The organism is Lysobacter sp. A421, assembly GCF_054052145.1.
In genome coordinates this window covers 630455-653443 of the sequence record NZ_JBSVRL010000001.1, presented here as the reverse complement: position 1 = coordinate 653443, position 22989 = coordinate 630455, and the positions used below count along the sequence as shown (strand labels likewise).

20 protein-coding genes, 2 tRNA genes and 1 other RNA gene are annotated in these 22989 nt (G+C 64.1%); 5 read left to right on the top strand and 18 right to left on the bottom strand.

The genetic code is table 11. The features are described 5' to 3' along the window. Positions 1-44: 44 nt before the first annotated feature. Both prfB and ACW7G6_RS03035 read right to left on the bottom strand, forming a co-directional pair. Positions 45-1173 (bottom strand): peptide chain release factor 2 gene (prfB, locus tag ACW7G6_RS03040; RefSeq protein WP_456979398.1). Its coding sequence is split into 2 segments (ribosomal slippage): positions 45-1097 and positions 1099-1173, totalling 1128 coding nucleotides; the frame shifts between segments, so codons are not numbered across the junction. Then, entirely contained in the window at positions 1096-1323 is a 228-nt protein-coding gene (locus tag ACW7G6_RS03035) for a hypothetical protein (protein ID WP_456979912.1), read from the bottom strand. The genes prfB and ACW7G6_RS03035 overlap by 78 nt, the downstream gene beginning before the upstream one ends. 26 nt (positions 1324-1349) lie before the next feature. Between ACW7G6_RS03035 and ACW7G6_RS03030 the strand changes: the two genes are divergently transcribed. Then, the gene (locus tag ACW7G6_RS03030; protein WP_456979397.1) at positions 1350-2639 is read left to right on the top strand and encodes an O-acetylhomoserine aminocarboxypropyltransferase/cysteine synthase family protein; all 1290 of its coding nucleotides are present in this window, start codon (positions 1350-1352) and stop codon (positions 2637-2639) included. A gap of 30 nt (positions 2640-2669) precedes the next feature. Here the strand turns inward: ACW7G6_RS03030 and recJ are convergent, their stop codons facing one another. From recJ to grpE, 9 genes are all read right to left on the bottom strand, one after another. Next, positions 2670-4394, bottom strand: a complete 1725-nt coding sequence (recJ, locus tag ACW7G6_RS03025) for a single-stranded-DNA-specific exonuclease RecJ (RefSeq protein ID WP_456979396.1) — start codon at positions 4392-4394, stop codon at positions 2670-2672. Continuing rightward, positions 4391-5344, bottom strand: coding sequence for a phosphoglycerate mutase (locus ACW7G6_RS03020; protein ID WP_456979395.1), 954 nt, complete (start codon positions 5342-5344; stop codon positions 4391-4393). Before ACW7G6_RS03020 ends, recJ begins: the two co-directional genes overlap by 4 nt. 1 nt (position 5345) lies before the next feature. After that, a complete protein-coding gene (greA, locus tag ACW7G6_RS03015; protein ID WP_456979394.1) occupies positions 5346-5822 on the bottom strand; it encodes a transcription elongation factor GreA in 477 nt (158 codons plus the stop codon). Positions 5823-5929: 107 nt separating this feature from the next. Beyond that, positions 5930-9181, bottom strand: coding sequence for a carbamoyl-phosphate synthase large subunit (gene carB, locus ACW7G6_RS03010; protein ID WP_456979393.1), 3252 nt, complete (start codon positions 9179-9181; stop codon positions 5930-5932). A gap of 1 nt (position 9182) precedes the next feature. Next, the gene (gene carA / locus ACW7G6_RS03005) at positions 9183-10334 is read right to left on the bottom strand and encodes a glutamine-hydrolyzing carbamoyl-phosphate synthase small subunit (protein ID WP_456979392.1); all 1152 of its coding nucleotides are present in this window, start codon (positions 10332-10334) and stop codon (positions 9183-9185) included. A gap of 168 nt (positions 10335-10502) precedes the next feature. Beyond that, positions 10503-11234, bottom strand: a complete 732-nt coding sequence (gene dapB / locus ACW7G6_RS03000) for a 4-hydroxy-tetrahydrodipicolinate reductase (RefSeq protein WP_456979391.1) — start codon at positions 11232-11234, stop codon at positions 10503-10505. Positions 11235-11280: 46 nt separating this feature from the next. After that, entirely contained in the window at positions 11281-12408 is a 1128-nt protein-coding gene (gene dnaJ / locus ACW7G6_RS02995; RefSeq protein WP_456979390.1) for a molecular chaperone DnaJ, read from the bottom strand. 128 nt (positions 12409-12536) lie between these two features. Next, positions 12537-14468 (bottom strand): molecular chaperone DnaK, encoded by a 1932-nt coding sequence (dnaK, locus tag ACW7G6_RS02990; protein WP_456979389.1) that lies wholly within the window; start codon positions 14466-14468, stop codon positions 12537-12539. 152 nt (positions 14469-14620) lie between these two features. Next, entirely contained in the window at positions 14621-15148 is a 528-nt protein-coding gene (gene grpE, locus ACW7G6_RS02985; RefSeq protein WP_456979388.1) for a nucleotide exchange factor GrpE, read from the bottom strand. 192 nt (positions 15149-15340) lie between these two features. Between grpE and recN the strand changes: the two genes are divergently transcribed. Next, positions 15341-17023 carry a DNA repair protein RecN gene (gene recN / locus ACW7G6_RS02980; RefSeq protein ID WP_456979387.1) on the top strand — a complete coding sequence of 561 codons (1683 nt, stop codon included), beginning with the start codon at positions 15341-15343 and terminating at the stop codon, positions 17021-17023. A gap of 36 nt (positions 17024-17059) precedes the next feature. On the opposite strand, the gene fur is transcribed toward recN, so the two are convergent. Continuing rightward, a complete protein-coding gene (gene fur / locus ACW7G6_RS02975) occupies positions 17060-17461 on the bottom strand; it encodes a ferric iron uptake transcriptional regulator (protein ID WP_456961460.1) in 402 nt (133 codons plus the stop codon). A gap of 146 nt (positions 17462-17607) precedes the next feature. Here fur and ACW7G6_RS02970 point away from each other — a divergent pair, with 146 nt between their 5' ends. Beyond that, complete coding sequence (locus tag ACW7G6_RS02970; RefSeq protein WP_456979884.1) at positions 17608-17991, top strand: outer membrane protein assembly factor BamE; 384 nt, start codon at positions 17608-17610, stop codon at positions 17989-17991. Positions 17992-18003: 12 nt separating this feature from the next. Here ACW7G6_RS02970 and ACW7G6_RS02965 read toward each other — a convergent pair whose 3' ends face one another. Both ACW7G6_RS02965 and ACW7G6_RS02960 read right to left on the bottom strand, forming a co-directional pair. Further along, entirely contained in the window at positions 18004-18309 is a 306-nt protein-coding gene (locus tag ACW7G6_RS02965; RefSeq protein WP_456997526.1) for an RnfH family protein, read from the bottom strand. Then, positions 18306-18737 carry a type II toxin-antitoxin system RatA family toxin gene (locus ACW7G6_RS02960; protein WP_456979385.1) on the bottom strand — a complete coding sequence of 144 codons (432 nt, stop codon included), beginning with the start codon at positions 18735-18737 and terminating at the stop codon, positions 18306-18308. The genes ACW7G6_RS02965 and ACW7G6_RS02960 overlap by 4 nt, the downstream gene beginning before the upstream one ends. 58 nt (positions 18738-18795) lie before the next feature. Here ACW7G6_RS02960 and smpB point away from each other — a divergent pair, with 58 nt between their 5' ends. Then, positions 18796-19305, top strand: a complete 510-nt coding sequence (gene smpB / locus ACW7G6_RS02955) for an SsrA-binding protein SmpB (RefSeq protein WP_456961457.1) — start codon at positions 18796-18798, stop codon at positions 19303-19305. Between the two features lie 49 nt (positions 19306-19354). On the opposite strand, the gene ACW7G6_RS02950 is transcribed toward smpB, so the two are convergent. Further along, entirely contained in the window at positions 19355-21484 is a 2130-nt protein-coding gene (locus ACW7G6_RS02950; protein WP_456979384.1) for a CHASE domain-containing protein, read from the bottom strand. Positions 21485-21671: 187 nt separating this feature from the next. On the opposite strand from ACW7G6_RS02950, the gene ssrA reads away from it, so the two are divergent. Further along, positions 21672-22025: a transfer-messenger RNA gene (gene ssrA, locus ACW7G6_RS02945) on the top strand. Positions 22026-22204: 179 nt separating this feature from the next. Here the strand turns inward: ssrA and ACW7G6_RS02940 are convergent. The 3 genes from ACW7G6_RS02940 to ACW7G6_RS02930 all read right to left on the bottom strand — a co-directional run bounded on the left by ACW7G6_RS02940 (position 22205) and on the right by ACW7G6_RS02930 (position 22971). Next, positions 22205-22280, bottom strand: a tRNA-Glu gene (locus tag ACW7G6_RS02940). Positions 22281-22344: 64 nt separating this feature from the next. After that, positions 22345-22420 (bottom strand) — tRNA-Ala (locus ACW7G6_RS02935). A gap of 44 nt (positions 22421-22464) precedes the next feature. Then, positions 22465-22971 (bottom strand): DUF1249 domain-containing protein, encoded by a 507-nt coding sequence (locus ACW7G6_RS02930; RefSeq protein WP_456979383.1) that lies wholly within the window; start codon positions 22969-22971, stop codon positions 22465-22467. Positions 22972-22989: the final 18 nt, after the last annotated feature.

The following is a 22989-nucleotide window of genomic DNA, read 5'->3' as shown; positions in this document are numbered from 1 at the left end:
CATGGTCATTTCAAGTCACGGATAAGGGAGCTTGCAGGCAGGCACTATCTCGCGTCGGTGCGTTTGGCGCCGACTTCGAGCCCCGCCTTCAGGCTGGCCGAGACAAATTCGTCCAGGTCACCGTCAAGCACGTTCTGGGTGTCGCTGCGTTCCACGCCGGTGCGCAGGTCCTTGATCCGGCTCTGGTCAAGCACGTAATTGCGGATCTGGCTGCCCCAGCCGATATCGGACTTGGTTGCCTCCACCGCATCGCGTACCGCATTGCGTTTCTGGATTTCCAACTCGTACAACTTGGCCGACAGCATCTTCATTGCGCGGTCGCGGTTGGCGTGCTGGCTGCGCTCGGTCTGGCAGGCGGCCACGGTTCCGGTGGGCACGTGGGTGATGCGCACCGCCGACTCGGTCTTGTTGACGTGCTGTCCACCGGCGCCGGAGGAGCGATACACGTCGGTCTTGAGGTCGGCCGGGTTGATGTCGATCTCGATGTTGTCATCGACTTCCGGTGACACGAACACCGAGGTAAAGCTGGTGTGGCGGCGGTTGTCGGAATCGAACGGCGACTTGCGCACCAGACGGTGCACGCCGGTCTCGGTCTTCAGCCAGCCGTAGGCGAAGTCGCCTTCGACCCGGAACGTTGCCGACTTCACCCCAGCGACATCGCCGCCGCTGACCTCCATCAGCTCCGCCTTCCACCCGCGCGACTCGGCCCAGCGCAGATACATGCGCAGCAGGATCTCGGCCCAATCCTGGGCTTCGGTACCGCCGGCGCCGGCCTGGATGTCGACGAATGCGGCGGCGTCGTCCATCTCCCCGGAGAACATGCGGTGGAACTCGAGCTCATCGACATCCCTGGCGCAGGCTTCGATGTCCTCAATCACCGCCTGGGCGGTGTCGTCATCGCGTTCCTGCTCCGCCAGTTCCAGCAGTTCCTCAGCGCCGGTCACGCTCTCGGTCAGGCGGCGGATGCCGTTGACAACCTTGTCCAGCGACGCGCGCTCGCGACCCAGTGCCTGGGCACGTTCGGCATCGTTCCAGACGTCGGGGCTTTCCAGCTCCCGGTTTACTTCTTCAAGACGCTCGACCTTGATGTCGAAGTCAAAGATACCCCCTGAGCGCATCCAGCCGATCCTTGAGATCGACGATGCGCTCGTGGACGGGATTCAGTTCGATCATGTCCGTGATTTCATTGCAAAAGATGACCGTTAATTCTAGCTGATCTGGCGCGACGGTTGGCGCGGGCAACGCTGTGTTTCCGCTGGCAGCACCAGCGCCGCCGACTTTCCCGCTATAAAAGATGATCGGATTCCCACCTGCTTGCGACAAGCGCCCACTTATATGGAATTACCTGCATGAAACCCGAGACGCTCGCTGTCCACGCCGGCTACACGCCAGACCCGACCACCCGTTCGTCGGCGGTGCCGATCTACCAGACGGTGGCCTACGCGTTCGACAACGCGCAGCACGGCGCGGATCTGTTCGATCTCAAGGTGCCGGGCAATATCTACACCCGCATCATGAACCCGACCCAGGACGTGCTGGAGCAACGCGTGGCGGCGCTGGAAGGCGGCGTGGCCGCGCTGGCAGTGGCATCGGGCATGGCAGCGGTGAGCTACGCCATCCAGACCATCGCCGAGGCCGGCGACAACATCGTCTCCACCGCCACGGTCTATGGCGGCACCTATAACCTGTTCGCGCACACCTTCCCGCAGCAGGGTCTGGAAGTGCGGTTCGCCGATGCGGGCAAACCGGAGAGTTTCGCGCCGCTGATCGACGCGCGCACCAAGGCGATCTTCTGCGAGTCTATCGGCAACCCGTTGGGCAACGTCACCGACATCGCCGCGCTGGCCGAGGTCGCCCACGCGCACGGCATTCCGCTGATCGTTGACAACACCGTGCCCAGCCCGTACCTGTGCCGGCCGTTCGAGCACGGCGCCGACATCGTGGTGCACGCGCTGACCAAGTACATCGCCGGTCACGGCAACAGTATTGGTGGCGCCATCGTGGACAGCGGCAAGTTTCCGTGGGCCGAGCACAAGGCGCGCTTCCGCCGCCTGAACGAACCGGACGTGTCCTACCACGGTGTGGTCTACACCGAGGCGTTCGGGCCGGCCGCCTACATCGGCCGTGCTCGCGTGGTGCCACTGCGCAACATGGGCGCGGCGATCTCGCCGATGAACGCGTTCCTTATCCTGCAGGGCGTGGCCACGCTCGGCCTGCGCATGGAGCGCACCTGCGACAACGCGCTGGCGATCGCCCAGCATCTCCAGCAGCACCCAAAGGTGGCGTGGGTGCGTTATGCCGGGCTGCCCGATCACCCCGACCACGCGCTGGCGCAGAAATACATGGGCGGCAAGGCCTCGGGCATCTTGTCGTTCGGCGTCAAGCAACCGGCTGGCAGCGACCCGCGTGCTGCCGGTGCGCGCGTGCTGGACGCGCTGCAATTGTTTACCCGGCTGGTCAACATTGGCGACACCAAGTCGCTGGCCACCCATCCGGCCTCAACGACACATCGCCAGCTCGACGCCGACGAGTTGGCCAAGGCCGGGGTCAGCGAGGACATGATCCGGCTGTCGATCGGCATCGAGCACATCGATGACCTGATTGCGGACCTGGACCAGGCGTTGGCTGCAAGCCCTTGAATCAGCGCGTCAAGCGGCGACCGATGTCGCTCAAGCGGCTTCGCGGTGCACCACGACCAACTGGATAGCGTCGCCGCCGCGGTAGTCGTCGGCTTCCAGCCGGTAGGCGATGCGGACTCGTGCGGACGGCGGCTCGCCGGTCCAGCCGCCAAATTCGATGGCGTTCAGGCGCGTGCGTCCGAGGCCGAGCTCCAGTTTAAGGTGGCGCTCGCCGACCACGCGCCAACGCAGCACGTCAAATTCGCCATCGAACTGCGGCTCGGCAAAGCCCTGCCCCCAAGGCCCGCCATCGCGCAATGCGTCGGCACTACGACGGGTGAACTCCTCGCCCGCCAGTTCGCCGTCGCTGAGGATCTCGGCCTGCAGCAGTTCGGCATCCAGGGTCGCAGCGACGCAGTCGCGGAATGCCTGCGCGAACGCCTCCATCGACGCGGCCGGCAAGGACAAGCCAGCCGCCATTGCGTGACCGCCGAAGCGCTCGACCAGACCGGGGTGGCGCGCATTGACCATCGCCAGTGCGTCACGGATATGGAAGCCGGGAATCGAGCGCGCGGAGCCGCGCAGGGTCGCGCCACCGGGCTCAGCCGGGGCGAACGCGATCACCGGACGGTGCAGGCGCTCCTTCATTTTCGATGCGACCAGCCCAACCACGCCCGGGTGCCAATCCGGGTCGAACAGGCAGACCGCAAGCGGTGTCACGGTGTCCAGCGTCACTTGGGCGAAGGCCACTTCCGCCTCTTCGGTCATTTGCTGCTGGACGGCGCGGCGCTCGGTGTTGATCCGGTTGAGGGTATCGGCGATCTCGCGCGCCTGGTTCATGTCGTCGGTCAGCAGGCATTCGATGCCCAGCGCCATGTCTTCCAGCCGGCCAGCGGCGTTAAGACGCGGCGCGACCGCAAAGCCGATGTCGCTCGCGCTCAGCCGGGCCGGATCGCGCTTGGCGACGTCGATCAGCGCACGCAAGCCGGGGCAGCCCTGCCCGGCGCGCAGGCGACGCAGGCCGGCGGCCACCAAGGCACGGTTGTTCGCATCCAGCGGCACCAGGTCGGCAATGGTGCCCACCGCGACCAGATCAAGCAGCCGGCTCAGATCGGGCCCTTTGCCGTCCATGCCGACATCCAGCTTTCCGGCATCGCGCAACCGCCGGCGCAGTGCGAGCAACACGTAGAACATCACCCCGACACCGGCCAGCATCTTGCTGGGGAAACCATCGCCGGGCTGGTTCGGATTGACGATGGCATCGGCCGGGGGAAGTGTGTCGCCCGGCAAGTGATGATCGGTTACCAGCACTTGCCAGCCCAACGCCTTGGCAGCGGTGATACCGGCGTGGCAGGCGATGCCGTGGTCAACGGTGACCAACAGGTCGGGCTTCAGCGCGGCCAGGTCGGCTACCAATCCCGGCGACAGCCCGTAACCATGAGTCATCCGGTTGGGCACGGCATGCGACACATGGCGGGCGCCCAGCATCCGCAAGCCGCGCACGGCAACGGCGCACGCGGTGGCGCCGTCGCAATCGAAATCCCCGACCACCAGTATGTGGCGGCCACCCGCAATTGCGTCGCCAAGCAGCGTGGTTGCCGCGTCCAGCCCGAGCAATGTATCGGGCGGCAGCAGGTTGGCCAGCTTTGGACGAGCCTGGTCAATGGAGGTTGCGCCGCGGGCACCGTAGATGCGCTGCAACAGCGGCGGGACCTGAGCTGGCCACAAGCTGGAATCCACCACCGGCCGGCGGCGCAATTTGCTGATAGGCGTCATTCCGACGCGGCCGGGATGGCCACGAACGAGCGCCAGGGACGGCGCCAGAACCGCCAGCGCTGCCGGGGTGTCAGCAGGAGCTGGTGGCCATCGGCGAAATCAATCGTGGCGCGCGTCAGCTTGCCGGCCTGCAGATCGACCAGCAGGGGCAACCACCAATCGCGATCAAACACGGCCAGGTCGCGCAGGTGACGCAGGTCGAACAGCTGCCCGCCCTCGCCCGCTTGCCAACACGACGGTAACGGCCCGTTGTGGGCACCGGCGGCGGTCGCAAAGGCGATCAGGGTGTCGTCGTCACTGAACAGGCTTGCGTGGGACGTTCGGACAGAATCCGGAACGCGACTCGCCCCCCAGAACCACAATGAGTTGACCGGTGCCAACCCCGCCGACACACGCTCGATGTTGCGTGGGTGATTGTGCAGGACTACCTGCGCTTCGCTCAGCAAGGCGCGCCAACGACGGCCTTCCGGACCTTCCGGCAACTGATCGAACAAGTCCGCACCAAGTGCCTGGTCCAGCGATGCCATCACCGGCAGCGGTGCGCCCGCTGGCATTTGCAGGTACCAACGGCCCGGATGCGGCGCATCGATCGGAAAACCGATGTCACCGAACAGTGGCTTGAGCGCCGGCAGGAACGCGGCGCTGTCGGCCGCGCTCAGCGACAAGGCATTCCCATGCGACAGCAGCCGGGCACCATTGATGTCGGGTTGGATGTAGACCGGGTCGGCCCGAAGCCATGCGGATCCGACTGCGTCGCCAGCGTCGAGCTGGCGGGTTACCGCTGCTACCGGCCAACCTCGCGGCAGGATGTCGAACTGGCGTGCCACCTGATCGGCCTCGACCCGCGACATGTCAGCACGCCCAAACCATCGCCCGGCGCTTTCCGACAACCGCTGGCCACCAAACCGGCTTCGTGTCGGCAGCAGCAAGGTGACCGCGTTGGTGGTCATCTCAATCGATGTAGCGCACGGCGGCGATCTCGTACTCCCGGGTGCCGGCCGGGGCCTCGATGCTGACCTCGTCGCCCTCGTTGCGCCCGATCAGTGCCCGCGCGACCGGTGAGGAGATCGCAATCAGGCCCAGTTTGATATCCGCCTCCAGGTCGCCAACGATCTGGTAGGTCTTTTGCTCGTCGGTATCCAGGTCCACCAGGTCGACCGTGGCCCCGAACACGATCTTGCTGCCCACGTTGAGGGCGCTGATATCGATGATCTGGGAGTTGGAGAGCTCGCCTTCGAGTTGCTTGATGCGGCCTTCGATAAACCCTTGCTGTTCACGCGCAGCGTGGTACTCGGCGTTCTCTTTGAGATCGCCATGGGCGCGTGCTTCGGCGATCGCATGGATCACGGCGGGGCGCTGGACCGATTTGAGCTGCTCGAGCTCGATTCGCAGGCGCTGTGCGCCCTTGCTGGTGATTGGTGGTTGCATTGATGGATCCTTGGCAGCCTTGGAGCTGCCCGTAGTTAGTACGACAATCGCTTGTATCCGCGGCAACGATTGTGCCCGGATCGCGCGAGTCAAAGCCAGATGTGTCGTCAGGTGGCGTCGACGGCCGCGCCATGCAGGTCTTGCAGCGACAGCACCGGACCGGTGTTGCGGTAATCAAGCGACAACAGCAATGCGCGGGCACCCGAGATGGTGGTCGAATAGGTCACCCGCTGCTGCAGGGCCTCGCGACGGATCGAGAAGGAATCGGCGATCGCCTGCCGGCCCTCGGTGGTGTTCACGATATAAACGATCTCGCCATTCTTGATCAGGTCGACGATGTGCGGGCGGCCTTCATTGACCTTGTTCACCAACTGGCACTCCATGCCCTGATCACGCAGGAACCGGGCGGTGCCACCGGTGGCCACCAGTGAATAGCCACGACGGACCAGGTCTTGCGCCACTGGAAGAACCCGCTGTTTGTCGGGGTCACGAACGGAAACAAACACCTTGCCGCTGCTTGGCAGCGCCTTGATGTCGCCAGCTTCCTGGGCACGTGCCATTGCCGCGCCAAAGTTGAGGCCGACACCCATGACCTCGCCGGTGGAACGCATCTCCGGCCCCAGGATCGGGTCGACGCCCTGGAACTTGGCAAACGGGAAGATGGCTTCCTTGACCGAGTAGTAGCCGGGAATGATCTCCACCGTTGTGCCCTGCTCGGCCAGCGTCTTGCCGGCCATGCAGCGCGCGGCGATCTTCGCCAGAGGCATGCCGGTGGCCTTGGACACGAACGGCACCGTACGCGACGCGCGCGGGTTGACCTCAAGCAGGTAGATCGTGTCCTCGCCCGCCTCGTTGGTCTGGATGGCGAACTGGGTATTCATCAGCCCGACCACGTTGAGCGCCCTGGCCAGAGCGATAACCTGCTCGCGTAAACGGGCCTGGGTATCGGCCGACAACGAGTACGGCGGCAGCGAGCACGACGAGTCCCCCGAATGCACGCCCGCCTCTTCGATGTGCTCCATCACCCCGCCAATCAGCACGTTGCCTTCCTTGTCCGCAATGATGTCGACGTCGACTTCGATCGCGTTGTCGAGGAAACGGTCCAGCAACACCGGCGATTTCTCCGAGACCCGAACCGCATCGCGAATGTAGCGCTCCAGGTCGGCGTCGGAATGCACCACCTCCATCGCGCGGCCGCCAAGCACGTAGCTGGGGCGGACCACCAACGGATAGCCCACTTCACCGGCCAGCAGCAAGGCCTCTTCGGAATTGCGTGCGATCCGATTGGGCGGCTGCTTCAGGCCGAGCTTGTCGACCAGTTGCTGGAAGCGCTCGCGATCCTCGGCCAGGTCGATGCTGTCCGGGCTGGTGCCGATGATCGGCACCCCGGCAGCCTCCAGGGCTTCGGCGAGCTTCAGCGGCGTCTGGCCGCCGTACTGGACGATCACGCCCTTCGGCTTTTCCAGGTCGCAGATCTCCAGCACGTCTTCCAGCGTCAGCGGCTCGAAGTACAACCGGTCGGAGGTGTCGTAATCGGTGGACACGGTCTCCGGATTGCAGTTGATCATGATGGTCTCGAACCCATCCGCGCGTAGTGCCAGCGCCGCATGCACGCAGCAGTAGTCGAACTCGATGCCCTGGCCGATCCGGTTCGGGCCGCCGCCGAGCACGATGATCTTGTCGCGGGCGGTCGGCTTGGACTCGCACTCGTCCTCGTAGGTCGAGTACATGTAGGCGGTCGTGGTGGCGAACTCGGCGGCGCAGGAATCCACGCGTTTGTAGACCGGCCGCACGCCAAATGCGCGTCGAAGGGAACGCACGGCGGTCTCGTCGGTGGCGGTCAGCTGTGCCAGCCGCGCGTCGGAGAAGCCCAGCCGCTTGAGCGCCCGCATGCGAGCGGCATCCAGCGCCGACAGGCCGGCCTTGGCGACTTCAGTCTCCGCGGCGATGATCTCTTCCATCTGGTCCAGGAACCACGGATCCACGAAGGACAACGCGTGCACGTCTTCCACGCTCATGCCGGCGCGGAACGCATCGCCAATGTGGAACACGCGGTCCGGGCCGGGCTCCTTGAGCTCACGGCGAACCTCCGCCATGCCTTCCGGACTGCTCAGATCCAGCCCGGTAGGGTCCAGGCCGACCTTGCCGGTTTCCAGGCCACGCAGTGCCTTCTGCAGCGATTCACCGAAGGTCCGGCCCATCGCCATTACCTCGCCCACGGACTTCATCTGAGTGGTCAGGTGGGAGTCAGCCTGGGGGAATTTCTCGAACGCGAATCGCGGAATCTTGGTAACGACATAATCAATCGACGGCTCGAACGACGCCGGGGTGGCGCCGCCGGTGATGTCGTTGCGCAGCTCATCCAGGGTGTAGCCAACCGCCAGCTTGGCCGCGATCTTGGCAATCGGGAAACCGGTCGCCTTGGAGGCCAGCGCCGAGGAACGCGACACACGCGGGTTCATCTCGATCACCACCACGCGGCCGGTCTGGGCGTTGATGCCGAACTGGACGTTGGAGCCGCCGGTGTCGACGCCGATCTTGCGCAGCACCGCGATGGAGGCATCGCGCAGGCGCTGGTATTCCTTGTCGGTCAGGGTCTGGGCCGGAGCGACGGTGATCGAGTCACCGGTGTGCACGCCCATCGCGTCGAAGTTCTCGATCGAGCACACGATGATGCAGTTGTCCGCGGTGTCGCGAACCACCTCCATCTCGAACTCTTTCCAGCCCAGCACCGACTCCTCGACCAGCACCTCGTTGGTCGGTGACAGCTCCAGGCCGCGCTTGATGATCTCCTCGAACTCTTCCTTGTTGTATGCGATGCCGCCGCCGCTGCCGCCCAGGGTGAAGGACGGACGGATGATGGTCGGATAGCCGACCGTCGCCTGGATCTCGACAGCTTCCTCGAATGTCCTGGCGACCGCGGCCTTCGGACATTCCAGACCGATCTCGGCCATCGCGACGCGGAACAGTTCACGGTCCTCGGCCATCATGATCGCGTCGCGCTTGGCGCCGATCAGTTCGACGTTGTACTTCTCCAGCACGCCGTGATCGGCCAGGTCGAGCGCACAGTTCAGCGCGGTCTGGCCGCCCATCGTCGGCAGCAGCGCGTCGGGACGTTCTTTGGCGATGATCTTCTCGACCGTCTGCCAGTTGATCGGCTCGATGTAGACCGCGTCGGCCATTTCCGGATCGGTCATGATCGTGGCTGGATTGGAGTTGACCAGCACGACCCGATAGCCTTCCTCTCGCAGGGCTTTGCAGGCCTGCGCGCCGGAATAGTCGAACTCGCACGCCTGTCCGATAACGATCGGACCGGCGCCGATGATCAGGACGGTCTGGATGTCGGTACGCTTTGGCATGTCAGTGGTTCTCGGCGTGTTGGTCTTGCATCAGCGCAATGAAGCGATCAAACAAGGGGGAGACGTCCTGCGGGCCGGGACTGGCCTCCGGGTGACCCTGGAAACCGAACACCGGCACACCGGGAATCTCGATGCCCTGGTTGGATCCGTCGAACAGGGAACGATGGGTGGTCCGGACGTGTTCGGGCAACGTCGCTTCGTCGATCGCAAAGCCGTGGTTCTGGCTGGTGATCATCACCCGACCACCCTGGCCATCGCCGCAAAGGTCCTGCACCGGGTGGTTGGCGCCATGATGGCCAAACTTCATCTTCATCGTCCGCGCGCCACTGGCCAGGCCCAGCAACTGGTGCCCCAGGCAAATGCCGAACATCGGGATCCTGCGCTGGATGAATTCGCGGATTGCATTGATGGCGTAGTCGCACGGCTCCGGGTCGCCCGGACCATTGGACAAAAAAATGCCGTCGGGTTCGAGCGCCAGCACGTCGGCAGCCGCCGTCTGGGCCGGCACCACGGTGATCCGGCAGCCGCGCTCGGCGAGCATGCGCAGGATGTTGCGCTTGATGCCGAAATCGTAGGCAACGACATGGAACCTGCCGTCGGTCTTCGAGAACACGTTGTTGTCGAGGTCGAGCTGGCCGTCGGTCCATTCATAGCGCTCGCGGGTACTGACTTCCTTCGCCAGGTCCATGCCCTTCAGGCCCGGAAACTTGCGCGCCGCTTCGATGGCCTGCTCGGCATCGATGTTGTCGCCCGCCATCACCGCACCGCTCTGGGCACCGTGGCTGCTGAGCATGCGGGTCAACTTGCGGGTGTCGACGTCGGCGATCGCGACCACGCCGCGCTGGGACAACCAGCTTGGCAGGGACAGCTGGCTACGCCAGCTACTCGGCCGTCGCGGCATGTTGCGAACGATCAGCCCGGCCGCCCAGATCTGGCTCGACTCGTCGTCCTGGTCATTGATGCCGGTATTGCCGATATGGGGATAGGTCAGGGTCACCAGTTGGCGCGCATACGATGGGTCGGTCAGGATTTCCTGATAACCGGTCATCGCGGTGTTGAACACCACTTCCCCGACCGACAGGCCGGGTGCGCCCATGGAAATGCCCTCGAAGATGGTGCCGTCTTCAAGCGCGAGAATTGCGGGTTGGGTCACGGTGATCGCCTTGGCTGCCAGGGGATGCTGATTCCATCAAGCGCGGCGCGGGTCGAAACTCAGGCTGCAGCAAAGCGCGGACGCGGCTGGGGACCGGTCCGACAAATGGAGTTCAGGCGAACGAGAATTCTAGCGATGAAGTGCGTCCAGCGCCAGCTTTTCGTCCGTTTACTGCCGTGCAGCACCCGGCAGCAGGTCACGCAGCGAATAGCGTCCGGGGCCTTGGCTCGCCAGCCACGCGGCGGCATGCAGCGCGCCCCGGGCGAAGACGTCCCGGTTGGTGGCGCGGTGGGTCAACTCCAGGCGCTCGCCAGATCCGGTGAATTGCACCATGTGCTCACCGATGATGTCGCCGGCCCTCAAGGAGGCATAACGAGGCTGTGCTCCGCCCTGCTCTGCGCGCGCTCCCAGGGCCAGTGCGGTGCCTGATGGGGCATCCAGCTTTTGCGCGTGATGGGACTCGACAATGTCGCAGCTCCAGTCCCCAAGGACCTGTGCAGCGCGTTCCACCAGCTCGGCCAGGACCGCTACACCAAGGCTGAAGTTGGCGGCCCAAAGTACCGGTACACGCGCCGCCGCCGCTTCCATCGCCTCGCGCTGCACCGGTTCCAGCCCGGTCGTGCCCGACACCAGCGCCGCACCACGGTCGGCGCACAGTGCCAACAAGGCGTCGAACCCGGCTGGCAGACTGAAATCGATGGCAACGTCGAAAACCGGCACACCGTTCAGTTCGTGAACCGAGAAATGCGGAATGCCATCGATCACCCGCTGACCAGGCTTGTCGGGTGCGACCGCGGCGACAACTTGCAACCGGTCATGACTGGGCGCCAGCCGCAACAAGGCCTGGCCCATGCGGCCGGACGCGCCGTGGATGAGGATGCGGACGGGGGTGTTGTTCATTACCGCAGGCTATCGGGCTGGCTGCGGGGCGACAAGTACTGATGACTCAGGAAGTCATGCGATCCCAGAAGCCCTTGACCCCATCCATGAATGTCGATGAGCGCGGCGAGTGGCGGCTGGCGCCCTCCCCGGTGAAGGTGGCGTCGAGCTTTTCCAGCAACTCGCGCTGCTCACCGGTCAGGTTGACCGGGGTCTCGATGACGACCCGGCAGTACAGGTCACCGGGACGACGGCTGCGCACCGACTGCACGCCCTTGTCGCGGACCCGGAACAGCTTGCCGGTCTGGGTCTCGGCCGGCACCTTCAGTTCCACCTCGCCGCCCAGCGTCGGCACCCGCACGGTGGCACCCAGGGCCGCCTGGCCCAGGCGGATCGGCAGGTCGCAATGCAGGTCATCGCCGTCGCGCTGGAAGATGTCGTGCTCACGCACGCGCACTTCCACGTACAGATCACCTGGCGGAGACCCGGCTGGGCCTGCTTCGCCCTCCCCGGCCAGACGGATGCGGTCGCCGTTGTCGACCCCGGCCGGAATCTTGACCTGCAGGTCCTTGGTGCTCTCGATCCGGCCCTGCCCGTGACAATCACCGCAGGGATTGGCAATGGTCTGGCCACGGCCGCCGCAATGCGGGCAACCCTGTTGCATCGAGAAAATGCCGCGCTGGAACCGAACCTGACCACGGCCACTGCAAGTGGCGCATGTTTCCAATTTGCCGTCGGCCGAGCCACTTCCGTTGCAGTGATCGCACTCGTCCAGGGTCGGGATCTGGATCTGCTTCTCAATCCCGCCGACCGCTTCCTCCAGCGACAACTCCATCACGTAGCCGATATCGGCACCGCGCCTGGGGCCGCGTGTACTGCCGCCGCCGCCAAAGATGTTGCCAAAGATGTCACCGAAAATATCGCCCATGTCGGCTTGGCCCGCACCGCCGCCACCGCCACCCATTCCGTGCTCGAATGCCGCATGGCCATGCTGGTCATACAAGCGCCGGCGGGAGTCATCGGAGAGGACCTCGTAGGCCTCCTTGCACTCCTTGAACGAAGCTTCGGCAGCGGCATCCCCCGGGTTCCGGTCGGGGTGATACTTCATCGCACACCGGCGATAGGCTTTTTTCAGCTCATCGCGATCGGCGTTGCGGGCTACACCCAGGGCTTCGTAATAGTCGCGTTTGCTCATTTTCTACGGCTTCCCCCACACCCGACGGCAACCCCGGGTACGGTATTGGTGAAACGAGAAGGGTCCGGAAACGCCTGGCGATCCCGGACCCTCACGCCAGACCCCTCAAGCGGAGGGGCCGGATCGACCTACTTCTTGTCGTCGTCGGTGTCGTTGACTTCGGTGAACTCGGCATCGACCACGTCGTCGGCGGCAGCGTTGGCGCCAGCAGCATCCGCGGCGGCGCCATCCGGACCGGGCTGTTGTCCCGGCACGGCGGCAAGCAATGCCTGGACCGACTCTTCCAAGGTCTTGCTCTTGGCCTCGATCTGGCCCTTGTCGTCATTCTTCATCGCCGTTTCCAGATCGGCGATGGCCGTCTCGGTGGCGCCCATCGCGTCACCCGGCAACTTCTCGCCGTGCTCCTTGATGGTGCTACGGGCCATGTGGATCAGGCCATCGGCCTGGTTGCGGGCCTGTACCAGCTCGTGGAACTTCTGGTCCTCCTCGCGGTTGACCTCCGCGTCCTGGACCATCTTCTGGATCTCTTCCTCGGACAGACCGGAGCCAGCCTTGATCTCGACCTTCTGCTCCTTGCCGGTCTTCTTGTCCTTGGCGGTCACATGGACGATGCCGTTGGCGTCGATGTCGAACGAAACCTCGACCTGCGGCATGCCGCGCGGCGCCGGCTCGATGCCCGACAGGTCGAAGCGGGCCAGCGACTTGTTGTAACGCGCCTGCTCGCGCTCGCCCTGCAACACGTGCACGGTGACGGCGGACTGGTTGTCGTCGGCGGTCGAGAACGTCTGCGAGGCCTTGGTCGGCACCGTGGTGTTCTTCTCGATGATCTTGGTGAATACGCCGCCCAGGGTCTCGATGCCGAGGCTCAGCGGGGTCACGTCGAGCAGCAGCACGTCCTTGACGTCGCCGGCCAGCACGCCGCCCTGAATCGCGGCACCCACGGCAACCGCCTCATCGGGGTTGACGTCCTTGCGCGGCTCCTTGCCGAAGAATTCGGTCACCGCTTCCTGGACCTTGGGCATCCGGGTCTGGCCACCGACCAGAATCACCTCGTTGATGTCGCTGGCGCGCAGGCCGGCGTCATTGAGCGCGATGCGGCACGGCTCCAGTGACTTCTTGATCAGGTCTTCCACCAGCGACTCCAGCTTGGCGCGGGTCAGCTTGATGTTGAGGTGCTTCGGGCCCGACGCGTCGGCGGTGACGTACGGCAGGTTGACCTCGGTCTGCTGTGCGGTGGACAGCTCGATCTTGGCGCGCTCGGCGGCGTCCTTCAGGCGCTGCAGGGCCAACGGGTCCTTGCGCAGGTCGATGCCCTGGTCCTTGTTGAACTGCTCCACCAGATAGTCGATGACGCGCTTGTCGAAGTCTTCGCCACCCAGGAACGTGTCGCCATTGGTCGCCAGCACCTCGACCTGCATTTCATCGTCGACCGAAGCGATCTCGATGATCGACATGTCAAAGGTACCGCCGCCCAGGTCATATACCGCCACCTTGCGGTCACCGCCCTTCTTGTCCATGCCGTAGGCCAACGCGGCCGCCGTGGGCTCGTTGATGATGCGCTTGACGTCCAGCCCGGCGATCTTGCCCGCGTCCTTGGTGGCCTGACGCTGGCTGTCGTTGAAGTAGGCCGGCACGGTGATGACCGCCTCGGTGACCGTTTCGCCCAGATAGGCCTCGGCGGTCTTCTTCATCTTGGCCAGCACTTCGGCGGAAATCTGCTGCGGCGCCATCTTCTTGTCGTCGCCGGTCTGCACCCAGGCATCGCCATTGTCATGCGCCACGATGCCGTAGGACACCAGGTCAAGGTCTTTCTGCACCTCGGCGTCGGTGAACTTGCGGCCGATCAGTCGCTTGACGGCATAAAAGGTGTTCTGCGGATTGGTGACGGCCTGGCGCTTGGCCGAGGCACCTACCAGGATCTCGCCGTCCTTGGTGTAAGCGACAACCGATGGCGTGGTGCGGTCACCCTCGGCGTTCTCGATGACCTTCGCCTTGCCGCCCTCCATGACTGCCACACATGAATTGGTCGTGCCCAAGTCGATACCGATGATCTTGCCCATGGTCTTGTTTCCTCTGGAATCCTGGATGTACTGCGAATGTTTTGTGGCGGTGATGCTGCCAATGACTGTTATCTGGGGGTTGCTGCGCGGCAGTTCAAGAACCGGACCGGCAACCATCGGACCCGGGAGTCAGGAACGGCGGCAAATGCTCGTCAACCCTGCTCGCTCACCACCACCAGGGCCGGGCGCAACAGACGCTCGTTAAGCAGCCAGCCTTTCTGGTAAACCTGCACCACGTGCCCCGGCGCGTGTTCATCGCTGCCGACCGTGCTCATCGCCTGGTGGTGCTCGGGGTTGAACGGCTGTCCGACCGGATTCACCTCGACCATTCCATTGTCGCTGGCGACCTTCAGCAGCTGCCTGAGAGTGAGTTCCATACCCTCGCGCAGTGCGTCGGCATCGCCATGGGCCGCGCCCAAACCGGCCTCCAGGCTGTCAATAACCGGCAGTAGCGCGGCCAGCAGACGCTCGTTGGCGAACTTGCGCGCCACCTCGATATCGCGGGTCAGGCGCTTGCGCTGGTTTTCGATATCGGCGCGGTCGCGTAACGTGCCCTCGCGCAGTTGTGCCAGCTCGGCTTGTGCGGCGGCCAGCTCGACGGCCATCGGATTGTCGCCGTCGATGGACGGGTCGGTTTCAGCGGCCTGGTTGGCCAGATCTGGATTGGGTTCAGTGGACATGCTTTGCTCTGGTCCTGGCGCCTTCGGGCGCGTTATCCGTGACTGCATCAGCAATTGGGGCCAGCGATTCGCAATTCAAGATGCTGGCAACCAAAATGCCGGTGGCTCAGCATGAGAGACCCGGTTCTGCCACGCTTTGTCCCTGCGCAACATCCCTTCACAACATTCCTTCACAACCAGATTGTTCGCCACATGCTCGCTCACCTCTCACTCAAGCACTTTGCCGTGGTCAGCCAGGCCGAACTCACCTTCGGCCCCGGGCTGACGGTCATTTCCGGTGAAACCGGCGCCGGGAAATCCTTGCTGGTCGATGCCCTGGGCTTGCTTTCCGGCCTGCGCGCGGACAGCGGCGTGGTCCGTCACGGTGCTCAGCGCGCCGAGCTGGTGGGCGAGTTTTCGCTGGATGACGTACCCGCGGCGGCGGACTGGCTGCGTCGTAACGAACTCGATGAGCCGTCCGATAACGAAAGCACGAACTGCCTGATCCGGCGCGTGATCCGCGCCGACGGCGGCTCACGGGCCTGGGTCAACGGCCATCCGGTGACATTGGGCCAACTGGGCGAGCTGGCCACGCTATTGGTTGAGATCCACGGCCAGCACGAGCACCAGGCGTTGCTGTCGCGGCCCAGTCAGCTGGCCTTGCTGGATGCCTACGCCAGTACCGGCGCCGAGCGACGGAAGGTGGTGGACACCGCCGGACGCTGGACCGACCTGCTGCGCGAGCGCGACCAGCTGTCGGCGCAAGGCGACCTGTCCGAGCGTATCGATTGGCTGGAACACCAGCACGACGAGCTGGACCGCGAGACCCTGGAGCCCGAGTCGATCGAGCAACTGTTGCTCGACCACCGTCGCCAGGCCCATGCCAGTGACCTGATCGATGCCAGCGACGCCGCGTTCGCGCAGCTCAGCGGCGACGATGGCGCATCGATTTCCCACGACCTGCAACAGGTGCGCAGCGAACTGCGACGCGTGGCCGAGCACGAGCCCCGGCTGAGCGAGGTCGACGCCATGCTGGACGCCGCCGCGATCCAGTTGGACGAGGCAACGGCGCTGCTGGACCGCATCCGGGGCGATCTGGATATCGACCCGTCCACCTTTGGCACCATCGAACAGCGTCTTGGCCGGCTGCACGAACTGGCGCGCAAGCATCGGGTGCAACCCGAGGAGCTTGCCGCCCGGCGCGAAGCACTGGGCATGGAGCTGGAGGAACTGCGCGGCGCCGGAGCGCGATTGGAGAAGCTCGATGGTGAAATCGACACCGTCCGCACCCACTGGCGCAAAGCGGCGGACGTGCTTGGGGACAAGCGCCGTGCGGCAGCGCTCACTCTGGCCCAGGCCACCACCGAGCTGATTGCCGAGTTGGGGATGGGTGGCGGATTGTTCGAGATCGGGATCGAAGCGGTCGAGGGCGACAAACCCGACCCGCAGGGCGGTGAGCGGGTCGAGTTCCTGGTCGCGGCCAACCCTGGTCAGCCGCCACGCGCCTTGCGCAAGGTCGCCTCGGGCGGCGAACTGTCGCGCATCTCGCTGGCGATCGAGGTGGCCGCGCTGGGCCTGGACGCCGTGCCCAGCATGGTGTTTGACGAGGTCGACTCGGGTATCGGCGGCGCCGTAGCCGATATCGTCGGCCAGAAGTTGCGTGCGCTTGGTGCCAGCCGCCAGGTGCTGTGCGTTACCCACTTGCCGCAGGTCGCGGCGCAGGGCCACGCGCACTACCGGGTCAGCAAGGCGGCGGCAGACGGCGTCACCCAGAGCCAGGTGCAGCTATTGGATATGGAGCAACGGCAGGAAGAACTCGCACGCATGCTGGGCGGGGTGGAACTGACCCGCGAAGCGCGTGCAGCGGCCAAGCGACTGCTCAGCGACGTGGTCTGACGCGCCGCTCAGGGTCTGCCGTTCGGGATCGGCCGTTCAGGGTTTCTTGCGGACGTACAACACCAGCGAGTGGTCTTCGATCAGGTAGCCGTAGCGCTCCGCAATGATGTGCTGGAGGCGTTCGATTTCTTCGCTCTCGAACTCGATGATCTTGCCGGTATCGACATCCACCATGTGGTCATGATGGCCACCACGGTCGAGCTCATAGACCGACTGGCCGGACTCGAAATTATGCTTGAGCACCAGGCCGACCGCCTCGAACTGGGTCAACACCCGGTAGACCGTTGCCAGGCCGATGTCCTCGCCCTGGTCGAGCAATAACCGATAGATGTCCTCGGCGGTCATGTGCCGGGGCCTGGCGCTGTCGAGCAACTGCAGTATCCGCATCCGTGGATGGGTCACCTTGAGTCCGACGTCCCTGAGATTTTTTGTTTCCATCGTGGGCTCCTGGCGGGGTCCGTTGCGATGCCACGCGTCCCGCAACACCGGCTGAACGCAGCAACGGGAACGGACGTACGGCAAGGTGTCAGTGTATCATCGCCGTCGTCATCCGCCTGCCGCAGAAACCGATGCCAAAGCACCCGATCCGTACTTTCCTCCTCGCTGTTTCCGTCGCCTTGATCGCCAGTGGTTGCGGCATCGTCTACCGCCAGCCGATCTACCAGGGCAACCTGCTGGAATCGACCGCGGTGGAGCAACTGCAAGAGGGCATGGGCAAGCAGCAGGTACTCGGATTGCTGGGCACGCCGTCCGTCCAGGACCCGTTCCACCATGACCGCTGGGATTACACATCCACCCAACGTCTGGACCGCCTGGCCCACACCCACGTCAAGAACCTGACCTTGTGGTTCGAGAACGACGCGTTGGTGACCTGGGAGGGCGAGTACTTCCCGGAACAGGACCTTGAGATCTCCCAGAACTCCCGCAAGCAGTTCGGGCCAAACCTGGCCAAGGACAAGAGCAGGTAACGAGTACCGGGGCTACTTTCCGGGCTCCTGCTTTCCACGGCCCTGCTTTCCACGGCCCTGCTTTCGACTGTCTTGGGCGCGACGTCGGCGTGACTGCTTTGGATCGATCAGCAACGGCCGCAGCAACTCGACGCGATCTCCATCACGCAGCCGCGAGTCTGGTTGTGCGTTGGTGCCAAATACCGCGTAAGCGCTGACGCCCTCGATGCGATCCATGCCTGCTGCCCGCACGGCTTCCGAAAGGCAGGCGCCGGGCGGCAGTTCGAGCGTCACCCGCTGGCACCGCTGCGGCCATGCGCACACGACCTCGACTTTCATTGGGCGCCGCGGTCCGCCGCACGGACGAAATCATCGACCATGCGGTCGGCGAGTTTCTGGAAGCCCAGCGCCATTGCCGGACCCAGCAAACGCACCGTCGGCTCGAAGCTCAAGGTCAGCCCGATCCTGCAGGCCGACTCGTCAAGGGCGTGGAACTCCCAGCGACCGGACAGCTTTCGGAACGGCCCGTCCACCAGGATCATGTCGATATGGTGTGGTGCCGAATAGGTGTTGCGGGTGGTGAACCAGGTGCTCAGCCCGCCCAGGCCAAGGTCCAGGCGCGCGACCATGTGGGTATCGGACGATTCCAGCACCCGGGCGTCCTTGCACCAGTCGAACCGGCGCGGATAGGCGGCCACGTCACTGACCAGCGCGAACATGCGGGTGCAGGAGTGATCGACGAGGGCGGAGCGCTGGATAGTGGTCATGGCATGCGACTGTCACCGATGTCGCCCGCAGCGCCCCGGATCGGACACAATAGGCGCAATGACAAAAAATAAAGACAACAAGGCTGGCAAGGATAAAGGAAAGGCAGGCGGGGGCACCATCGCGCTGAACAAGCGTGCCCGCTATGACTACCACCTTGAAGAGCGTTTCGAAGCGGGCTTGGCACTGCAGGGCTGGGAGCTGAAATCGATCCGTGCCGGGCGCGCCAACATCGGCGAGAGCTACGCGGTGATCCGCAGTGGGGAGATGTTCCTGTTCGGCGCACAGATGACTCCGGTGATCTCCACCTCAAGCCACGTCGTCGCCGAGGCCTTGCGTACCCGCAAGCTGCTGTTGCACCGGCGCGAGATCGACAACCTGATCGGTCGGGTCGAACGCGACGGGTACACGGTGGTGCCCACCTCGATGTACTGGAAGGGCAACAAGGTCAAGATCGAGCTCGCGCTGGCCAAGGGCAAGCAGGATCACGACAAGCGCCAGACCAACAAGGACCGTGATTGGCAGCGTGAGAAACAACGCACCATGCGCTCACACAACAAGAACGCTTGACGATCCCCCGGCCAGGGCGTCTGCACGGCATCAGCAGGCAGTAACGGGGCTATTCCGCAGTGGCGCCGGGCAAGGTGAAGTAGAAGCTCGCGCCCTCCCCTTCGCGACCCTCGGCACGTATCGTGCCGCCGTGGCGCTCGACGATCCGTCGCGCCGATGCCAGACCGATGCCATGGCCTTCGAATGCGGACTGGGCATGCAAGCGCTGGAACGGGCGGAACAGCTTTTGCACATAGGCCTGGCCGAATCCGACGCCGTTGTCGCGGACAAAGAACTCATCGCCTTCACGGCCGAACTGGATCCGGGCCAGGTCCCGGTTGCCGGTAAACTTCCATGCGTTCGCCAGCAGGTTGGTCAGCAGGTTGCGCAGCAAGCTCGGGTCGCCGTTGACGCGAAGTCCAGGCGTGATTTCAACCTCGACCTTGCGTTCCGGGTCCGCGCCCCGCAGGTCATCGACGACTTCCGCCGCCACCTGGCTCAGTGCTACCGGTTCAATTGTCAGCTCGCTGCGGCTCAGTCGCGACATGCGCAGCAGTGCGTCGATCAGCTCACCCATGCGACCGGCGGCATTGCGTGTCCGCATCAGGTAACCCTGCCCTGTCTCGTCCAGCTGGTCGCCATATTTCTCGGTCAGTATCTTGCTGAAACCGGCAATCGCGCGCAGTGGTGCGCGCAGGTCATGGGAGACGCTGTAGGCGAACGACTCCAACTCCTGGTTGACCTGGCTCAATTCGCGCGTGCGCAGGGCGACGCGTGATTCCAGGGTCCGGTTAAGCGCCCGCACCGAGGCTTCAGCACGCAAACGCTCCGTTACGTCCTCGGCCTGGGCCAGGCCGGCGATATCGGTGCCGACGCTGCCCGGTATCGGGGCGCGCGTCAGGTGGATATGGCGTGGTTCTCCGTCTGCGCGACGTACCAGACGCGTCTCACGGCGCACGCCACTTGCATCCCCACGATGTCGAGGCGTGGCGCCATCGCCCGATTCCACCTCGTCTTCCAGCAGGGACTCCAGCTTCGTGCCGACCAATTCCTCGGACCTGCGACCCACGATCGCGGCAAATGCCGCGTTCGCCTCGACGATGCAGTGGTGGCTATCCAGCAGGACCTTGCCGATTGCCGAATACGCCATCGCGGTACGAAAGCGCTCCTCGCTGCGCCGGAAGTCCTCGTTCAGCCGCAACGCAATCGAGTGAGCCCTCGACTCGGTCCGCGCCAGCATCCAGGCGACGCCATACATGAGCAAGGAAGCGAACAGGCCAAAGACCAGCATGTTCCGCAAGCCTTGCAGCCGCGGCACCGCCAGGGCCAGCGGTTCGGACTGGAATTCCAACCGCCACTGCCGTCCATAGCTCTCAATCGTGGTGTGATATCGGAACGCGGGTGCCTGGTCCGATAATTCTCCGGGTGTGACATACAGCAGTTCGACCTTCTCATCGGTGACGTCGAGTATCTGGAACCTCGATTGCCGATCGCCGACCGCCTCCAGCACCAGCGGCTCCAGCCGGAAGGGGATGTATACCCAGCCGAGCATGGAGTCACGTCGCGCAGCCGGCGTGTCGGGGCGCTGGACACCGCGATATACCGGCACGTACAGCAACAGGCCGACGTTCTGCGCCGCCCCGTCCTGGATCAGGTGTACCGGCCCCGACAATGCCGACTGGCCAGTCATCATCGCTTCGGTCATCGCGGCACCGCGGGTTGGCTCGGAAAACATGTCATAGCCAATGGCCGCCACGTTGGCAGCAGTGTGCGGCTCCAGAAACAGGATCGGCCCGTACTTCGTCCGGTCGCCATGCGGACGCACGTCCAGTTGGCCCCAACCTGCCTCTTGCCATTCCCGCTGCAGGTCAACCATGCGCGCCTTGCGCAGGTAGCCCGCAAAGCCCAGTCCGACGATACTGGGGAAGCGACGTGACAACTCCAGCCCCCCTACATAGCTGGCCCACTGCTCCGGTGTCGGCCGGGTGACCGCAAACAGCGAAATGCCGCCACCGGCAACCAACTCGTAGTTGATCATCCGTTGCTGCAGCAGCTCGGTGATATCGTCGCTTTCATCCCTGAAGGTGATCTCGCTGGTGCGCAACTCCCGCTCGTAGGCGGTCCGCCACAACACCAGCACCGACACCAGCGACGCCAGCAACACGACCAACGCCAGCAGGTGCCCGCGTAACGGTCTCAACCGGCTGGCAAAGGAGCGTTTGGGGCTATCACCGGGCGCATTATCCATTGTGGTCAAGCATACAAGGACGCCGTCGGCCCGTCGCTGCAGATGAGGCAGCTGAACGCGGCGGAGCAGATTTACGAGGAAACCTTGTGCAGCGACCTTTGCGCCTTATACTGCCGGTGTCAGCAATCTTGTAGTCCCCGGGGGTGCACTGGCTTCGACGGGGGTCGCGAAATCGCTTGGCGCATGCCGAGGGGGTAGCTTTCCTCGTAAATCCAGCTGCAAAACTCTAGTTGCGAACGACGACAACTACGCACTGGCCGCTTAAGGCCTAAGCCCCGAAATCGCTTGTGTCCGTGCTCGCGACGTAGGGTCATCATCACGGAATCGCCGGGAGTGGCTGCCTGCCAGCACCCGGTTAACCTAAAGCAGGCTGGTCCCCGGATGCGCTTTGTGCGCCGTGCTGTCCGGGGATGAGACTTAACGGAGCACTAAGCATGTAGGGCCGGGGATGGAGTGCCTTCGGACGGGGGTTCAATTCCCCCCACCTCCACCAATTCAGAAGTGCGAAACGACAACCCCGTAAGGCTCACGCCTTACGGGGTTTTCTCGTTGCGGGCCGGCATCAATTGGTCGTTTCTGGTTGTAAAGTCCATCTTGGCGTTGGACGCCAGCGCTGCCGACACGCCAACGCACAAGGCCACCCGAAGGTGGCCTTGTGCGTTGGGTAAAAAATGGTGTCCCCAAGGGGATTCGAACCCCTGTCGCCGCCGTGAAAGGGCAGTGTCCTAGGCCTCTAGACGATGGGGACACGCGGGAGCTTCGTACTTTTGCCGACCGCTTTCACTCGGTCGAGTAACGAAGAACCTTGAAAATGGTGGAGCCAGGCGGGATCGAACCGCCGACCTCCTGCATGCCATGCAGGCGCTCTCCCAGCTGAGCTATGGCCCCACGGGCTGGAAAGTCGATAAGCTTAGAGGCGACTGTTGAAACCGTCAAGCCATGTTTGCTACTTCGTGTGAATTCCCCTCACGACCGGCCGTAATTGCCGTCAGCGTGGCGATGCAATGACCGCGCTCGGCGAGGTACTGCAGCCACTTCCCCAAAAACGTATTCATCCGCATCCGGTGGCTGATCAATTCGGCGGGCAACGGATGCATGCCGATGACATCCTGCCAGCGACGCCCGATATAGCAATGCGTTGCCTCCAGCTGCCGGGCGTCATGGTACTGGCGCAGATAAGCCGACGGGTCGGGCTGCCCGGTCACCGGGTCCGGCATGCCGTAGGTCAGGCGCAGCTCGGTGGTGTAACGGTGCTGCTCCAACACGTCTACCTGCAGGTCCAGGCCGTCACCGACACTGGATATGTATCGCCCTACTTCCAGCTCGGCGGGCGCGATGACGCGTCCCAGCCGCACATGGTTTTCGGTGTACAGCCCCATCAACCAGCCAAAGCGGCTGAGCGTGGGGATGTGGGTGGTGCGGGTTGCCTGTGCGTCCATGCCCCGATGCTACACGTG